The 5,894-nt window shown below is 47.5% G+C and carries 6 protein-coding genes; all 6 read right to left on the bottom strand.

Annotated features, from left to right (window positions below; genetic code table 11):
* Positions 1 to 412, bottom strand: a 412-nt coding sequence (locus AK963_RS24500; protein ID WP_139117634.1) for a BLUF domain-containing protein, incomplete at its 3' end; no start/stop codon positions are given.
* Between the two features lie 359 nt (positions 413 to 771).
* A complete protein-coding gene (gene rplT, locus AK963_RS24490) occupies positions 772 to 1,128 on the bottom strand; it encodes a 50S ribosomal protein L20 (RefSeq protein ID WP_066018014.1) in 357 nt (118 codons plus the stop codon).
* 35 nt (positions 1,129 to 1,163) lie between these two features.
* Complete coding sequence (gene rpmI / locus AK963_RS24485) at positions 1,164 to 1,355, bottom strand: 50S ribosomal protein L35 (RefSeq protein WP_066018013.1); 192 nt, start codon at positions 1,353 to 1,355, stop codon at positions 1,164 to 1,166.
* A gap of 143 nt (positions 1,356 to 1,498) precedes the next feature.
* A complete protein-coding gene (gene infC / locus AK963_RS24480; protein ID WP_476588287.1) occupies positions 1,499 to 1,996 on the bottom strand; it encodes a translation initiation factor IF-3 in 498 nt (165 codons plus the stop codon).
* Positions 1,997 to 2,147: 151 nt separating this feature from the next.
* The gene (gene thrS / locus AK963_RS24475) at positions 2,148 to 4,070 is read right to left on the bottom strand and encodes a threonine--tRNA ligase (protein WP_066018011.1); all 1,923 of its coding nucleotides are present in this window, start codon (positions 4,068 to 4,070) and stop codon (positions 2,148 to 2,150) included.
* Between the two features lie 262 nt (positions 4,071 to 4,332).
* Complete coding sequence (locus AK963_RS24470; RefSeq protein ID WP_139117633.1) at positions 4,333 to 5,511, bottom strand: hypothetical protein; 1,179 nt, start codon at positions 5,509 to 5,511, stop codon at positions 4,333 to 4,335.
* Positions 5,512 to 5,894: the final 383 nt, after the last annotated feature.

Genomic DNA, 5,894 nt, shown 5'->3' with positions numbered 1-5,894 from the left:
GAAAATCAACATCATTAAAACCTTCGGGTAGCTGTGGTCGACGAGACATCTGTTCTAGATAATGCATGGTAATGATGCCTAAGCATAGTTGGCGGCAGCTTAAGGATTTAGAAAATGCGATTGGTATTACTTTAAAGCCCATGGACCATTCGGGGAAATTACGTCGGGAAATCTGAGACTCAATTAATACGATATTTCCATTATTACGGCTATCGCAGGCAATTGAACGGTAAATCTCTTTAACGTCTCTCTCTTCACCTTCCAGCACCTGAAAGAAGTTTCCATCGCAATAGATCAACATCCCTGTGACATTTTGCCGTAGATTACGATCCCTGCTTTGCTCCAAAAGAGCGGTCAGCTCGTGTTCGTCCATAACCCTGGAGGCACTGCTTACGTAAACCAGATTTATCATTTCTTTTCTATGCAGCTATTCAACGTCGACAAGACCAGAAACGCTCTTTTTCTTGCTGGCGGAGCAGATTTCCCTATCAGAGAGAGAAATAAAGAGCTTGCAGTGGAGGGTGCTAACTATTGAAACCCAGCATTCGCCTGATTATTTTATGTTTTTTTATTCTGCATTTATTGCTTCAGGTCACAGAGCGAGCTGTTTTTTGCTGCTTTATTGCACAAGAATATCGTCTCCAGCAAGCAATGATACTGGAAACTATCCCTGAGAGAATCCTGAATAAACCGGAAAGTAAGCGGCTTTTTTCCCAATAAAAAAGGGAGATCTGTAAAACAGATCTCCCTTTTAAAAACCGGTATAAAAACTTAAGCCAGAGCAGCTTTAGCCTTTTCAACCAGCTGGCCAAAAATCGCCTTGTCGTGAACGGCCAGATCAGCCAGAACCTTACGGTCGATTTCGATAGCCGCTTTCTTCATACCAGCGATGAAACGGCTGTAGGACAGGCCATTCATACGAGCACCGGCATTGATACGGGCAATCCACAGAGCGCGGAACTGACGCTTACGCTGACGACGGTCGCGGTAAGCATACTGACCAGCTTTGGTAACTGCCTGCTTGGCTACGCGGAATACACGCGAACGTGCACCATAGTAACCTTTAGCCTGCTTCAGAACTTTCTTGTGACGACGGCGCGCAATGACGCCACGCTTAACACGTGCCATGAGTTATCTCTCCTAAAAAATGATCAAAAAAGCGATTAGTCGCGCAGCATACGCTTAACGAGACCCTGATCGGCTGGAGATACCAGGGAGGTACCACGCAGCTGACGCTTACGCTTGGTGGTCATCTTGGTCAGGATGTGACTCTTGAAGGCACCTTTACGCTTGTAACCGGAAGCAGTTTTCTTGAAACGCTTCGCGGCTCCACTGTTGGTTTTCATCTTTGGCATGAAAAACACTCCGCATTCGCGATCATTGAGCAGAACCCAGAGGCCTGACAATGTCGGGATAGTTTAAAAAACAGTAATTCACGAAAAAACCGGCAACGATCCTGTACTTCGTGCAGGAAGTCACCGGTTTCTGCTAAAACGAATTACTTCTTCTTTTTAGGGGCAATCACCATGATCAGTTGACGGCCTTCCATTTTTGGATGCTGTTCAACGGTTCCGATTTCTTCCAGGTCGTGTTCAACCCGTTTCATCAGTTCCATGCCCAGCTCCTGGTGAGCCATCTCACGACCACGAAAACGAAGGGATACCTTCGCCTTGTTGCCCTCGGTAAGGAAACGTATCAGGTTGCGCAGTTTTACCTGATAATCCCCTTCTTCAGTACCCGGGCGAAACTTGATTTCTTTCACCTGGATCAAAGTCTGCTTTTTCTTGGCCGCAGCCTTCTGCTTTTTCGATTCGTACTGGTGCTTACCATAATCCAGGATCTTACAGACCGGCGGCTCACTGGTCGCATTGATCTCAACCAGATCCAGCCCCGCTTCCACGGCCATGCTTAACGCATCTTGTATATCAACTACACCGACCTGTTCTCCATCGGCCCCAATGAGGCGGACCTCTTTCGCACGGATATTTTCATTAATCGGAGCCTTTACTGGGCGACGATCACGGAAGCTGTTGCGTCTGATGGTTGTATCTCCTGTGTAAGCAACATAGTACGTCCCTGAGCTACCAGACCATCAGGCAACCCGGGACAGTTTTCTCGAAGCAAATTCAGAAAGCGATATAAGCCGGTCAGGCAGTGCGACCACGCTTAAGTACATCTGCCTGCAGGCGCTCCTGGAACGCTTCGATGGACATTACGCCCAGATCTTCACCGGTACGGGTACGAACCGCAACGGTATTATCCTCCATCTCCTTATCACCGATCACCAGTAGATAAGGAACCTTCATCAAGGTGTGTTCGCGGATTTTAAAGCCGATTTTCTCGTTTCTCAAGTCCGCTTTTACCCTGATACCCTCTTCAGACAGGTTTTTTTCCAGTTTTCTGGCGTAATCTGCCTGACGATCAGTGATATTGAGGATAGCAGCCTGTGTAGGAGCCAACCAGACTGGCATGGAGCCCTCATAGTGCTCAATCAGAATTCCGATGAAGCGTTCGAAGGAGCCCAGGGTTGCGCGGTGCAGCATCACTGGTGTTTTGCGCTCTCCGTGCTCATCCACATACTCAGCGCCGAGTCGACCCGGCATGGAGAAATCCACCTGAATAGTGCCACATTGCCATACCCGGCCAATACAGTCTTTCAGGGAAAATTCGATCTTGGGTCCGTAGAAAGCACCTTCACCGGGCAATTCTTCCCATGGAAGCTCCTTGGCATCCAGGGCTTCTGCCAGTGCCTTTTCGGCTTTATCCCAGATTTCATCAGAACCTACGCGCTTTTCAGGACGAGTTGAGAGCTTGTAAATCAGGTTCTCGCGGTCAAAGCCGAAATCATCGTAAACACTGTGCAGGAAGTCGATAAACTCACAAACCTCAGACTGAATCTGGTCTTCAGTGGCAAAAATATGAGCATCATCCTGAACAAAGCCACGTACACGCATCAATCCGTGCAGGGAGCCGGAAGGCTCATTACGGTGGCAGGAGCCAAACTCAGCCAGTCGCAGTGGCAGGTCACGGTAGCTCTTCAGGCCCTGATTAAAGACCTGGACGTGACAAGGGCAGTTCATGGGCTTGATGGCCATGTCCTTGTTTTCAGAACTGGTAGTAAACATGCCATCTGCATATTTATCCCAGTGTCCGGACTTCTCCCACAGGCTCCGGTCCACCAGCTGTGGTGTCTTGATCTCTTCATAACCGGCCAGGCGCTGCTTGTTGCGCATGTACTGTTCCAGCTCCTGGTAGATCACCCAGCCATTTGGATGCCAGAACACCATGCCTGGGGCCTCTTCCTGCATATGGAACAGGTCGAGCTTTTTGGCCAGTTTACGATGGTCACGCTTTTCCGCTTCTTCCAGACGGTGCAGATAGGCCTTCAGGGCTTTCTTGTCTTCCCAGGCAGTACCGTAAACACGGGTCAGCATTTCATTATTAGAATCGCCACGCCAGTAGGCACCCGCAACCCTCATCAGCTTGAACGCTTTCAGTTTGCCAGTAGAAGGTACGTGTGGGCCACGACAGAGGTCCATCCATTCACCCTGACGGTATACCGAGATCTCTTCACTGGCTGGCAGGTCGTTGATGATCTCAACCTTGTACTCTTCACCTATGGCTTTAAACGCGCTGATAGCCTCTTCACGGCTCATCACCACTCGTTCAATAGAGAGATCCTGCTTGGCCAGCTCTTCCATGCGTTTTTCAATTTTGGACAAATCGTCCATATTGAAAGCGCGCTCGTAAGAGAAATCGTAATAGAAGCCATTTTCAATCACTGGCCCAATGGTCACCTGGGCACCAGGGAACAGGTCCTGCACAGCCATGGCCAGAAGGTGTGCGGTAGAGTGACGAATGACATCCACACCCTCTTGATCACGGGTGGTGATGATGGATAAATCAGAATCTTCGGTAATTTTGGCACTGGCATCCACCAGTTCACCATTCACACGGCCGGCGAGAGTCGCCTTGGCCAGCCCTGGACCAATGTCCTGGGCGACTTCCATTACGGATACTGCATCAGCAAACTCGCGCTTGCTGCCATCGGGAAGCGTAATAACAGGCATGAAGAAGTCCTTACATTGTTTTCACTGTTTCAGTGGCAACCCGTACCGGAGGCTGCTTGTTCTATCGCCCTTACCAACCCATACGCAGGGCTGAGAGCCGGAAACCAGTGGCAATCCATACCAGGGATTGCATGAATTTTCTCAACGTTCATTCAGGAACTATTGGTTTGTAAAACCGAGGGAGAAAATTGCAGGTTTAACCGAAAATCATCACTGCAAACCCACCAATATGTCAATAGAAAAAGTCATCTCCGAACAGTTTTTACCCTTCAGCAGACTTTATCCTCAACTGACCGATACGGTTCATCAAGTTGTCCCACTTAGTCAAATCAGCTTGATCAAAATCAAGTTGCAATGCTTCCTTGCTCAAACGCTCACGAGTCTCAGTATAAACACTCTTCTGATAAGATATTGTTTCTTCCCTAGCCTTACTGCCTCTCTGCTCAGAGCGAGAACCATAACTGCCTCCCTGCTCAGAGCGAGAACCATAAAAGCCGAGTTGCTTCATGATTTCAGAGCGACCAGTCATTGCACTGGCAACAATCTGTCTAACGGAGAGCAAATCCTCCTGCTGATCAAAAAGGCTTTTCAGGTCACTTTCCATAATATGTAAAATAAAATCGCCAGTATCCCGCAATTGTAAAACAGAGCAATCATCCATCAGTTCTACCGCCCTTTCATACATGTCAACGGTCGATTTGAGCACCTGTAGCAGGGAATTCATCTCATCTTTTGATGGCAAGTTAACAGCTAATGATAAAAGTGACTCTTCTTTTGGTATTTTATACTTGCTCTCTGCCAGCCAATTTTTTGCATCACCATGTTTCTTTACCAGCTCATCAGGAATATTATCCGAAATCACGTCAATTTGACGTTTAATAGGGATTGCTTTTCCTGTGATCGCTACGACCCGAGCAATCACCTCCTGGTAGGGTTCCAGCAAGGCATTGCCACAGTCTGCCCATACACAAGCCTGATCAATTTTGTCTTTACAGGCTTTCAGTGCAGATACCCTGTTTGCTTCAGCGTCAACAAGCAGCCCATCTTTATAAAACGAGACAGCACGGGCCAATTCTTTTTCCCATGGACTGGGTTGCAACTTGATAGCATCCACTGCCGTGTCCATTATGGGCGCTGTAACCAGACAGTATTGTTGCACATCTGACTGTTTCTCAGGTTGATCAATTTCACTACCAGGCTTTTCTGTCTGAGGGTTTGCTTTTTGTACTTTCATCCGTGCTTCCGCCTGTTTTCTGCGGATCTCTTCCTGTTCCTTACGTTTGGCCTGGGCTAACTCACGACTCTCATTCTTCAGAACCAGCTCATCATCATCCAGAATTTTCTCAGCCGAATTAATTGCCTTAACAAGAAAGTCTTGCTCTGCAGAATCAGGTGACAACCACGGTATAGCCCAGTGATCTCCACCTTTTCTCTTGAGCAAATTTAATCCATCACGCAAGTCAATCACTGAGCGAGCAATGGAGAGACGGTTTGCGCACGAAGCACCCGGCAAATGCATCAATTTATGATAGTAACCAAAGGTTTCCTGTATTTGTGATGCAAGGTTACTGGCCTCACTCCAATTCAAATCTGGTAGGAGCGAATCAAGTGGTAAACAGTGAAGAGAGCTAATAATCGATGCGGAAATATCATAACAACCATGACGATTTGACTCAGTCAGGATGGAAGCAAAAGTGCGGGAATGTAATTTAAATTGTGTAAACGCTTGTCGTTAATACTCCAAAATGGAGAATAACAATGAGCGTTGAAATCAACGAAAAACTGGTAGATCAAATAGCCAGTCAGATTAAAACTCAGGATGAT

It is taken from the genome of Endozoicomonas atrinae, from assembly GCF_001647025.1.
Lineage (GTDB): Bacteria > Pseudomonadota > Gammaproteobacteria > Pseudomonadales > Endozoicomonadaceae > Endozoicomonas > Endozoicomonas atrinae.
This window is presented reverse-complemented; position numbering and strand designations above follow the sequence as displayed.

Excerpts from the sequence above, each read along its gene's own strand:
- rplT (WP_066018014.1), bottom strand. The coding sequence starts at position 1,128 with ATGGCACGTGTTAAGCGTGGCGTCATTGCGCGCCGTCGTCACAAGAAA.
- thrS (WP_066018011.1), bottom strand. The coding sequence starts at position 4,070 with ATGCCTGTTATTACGCTTCCCGATGGCAGCAAGCGCGAGTTTGCTGAT.
- rpmI (WP_066018013.1), bottom strand. The coding sequence starts at position 1,355 with ATGCCAAAGATGAAAACCAACAGTGGAGCCGCGAAGCGTTTCAAGAAA.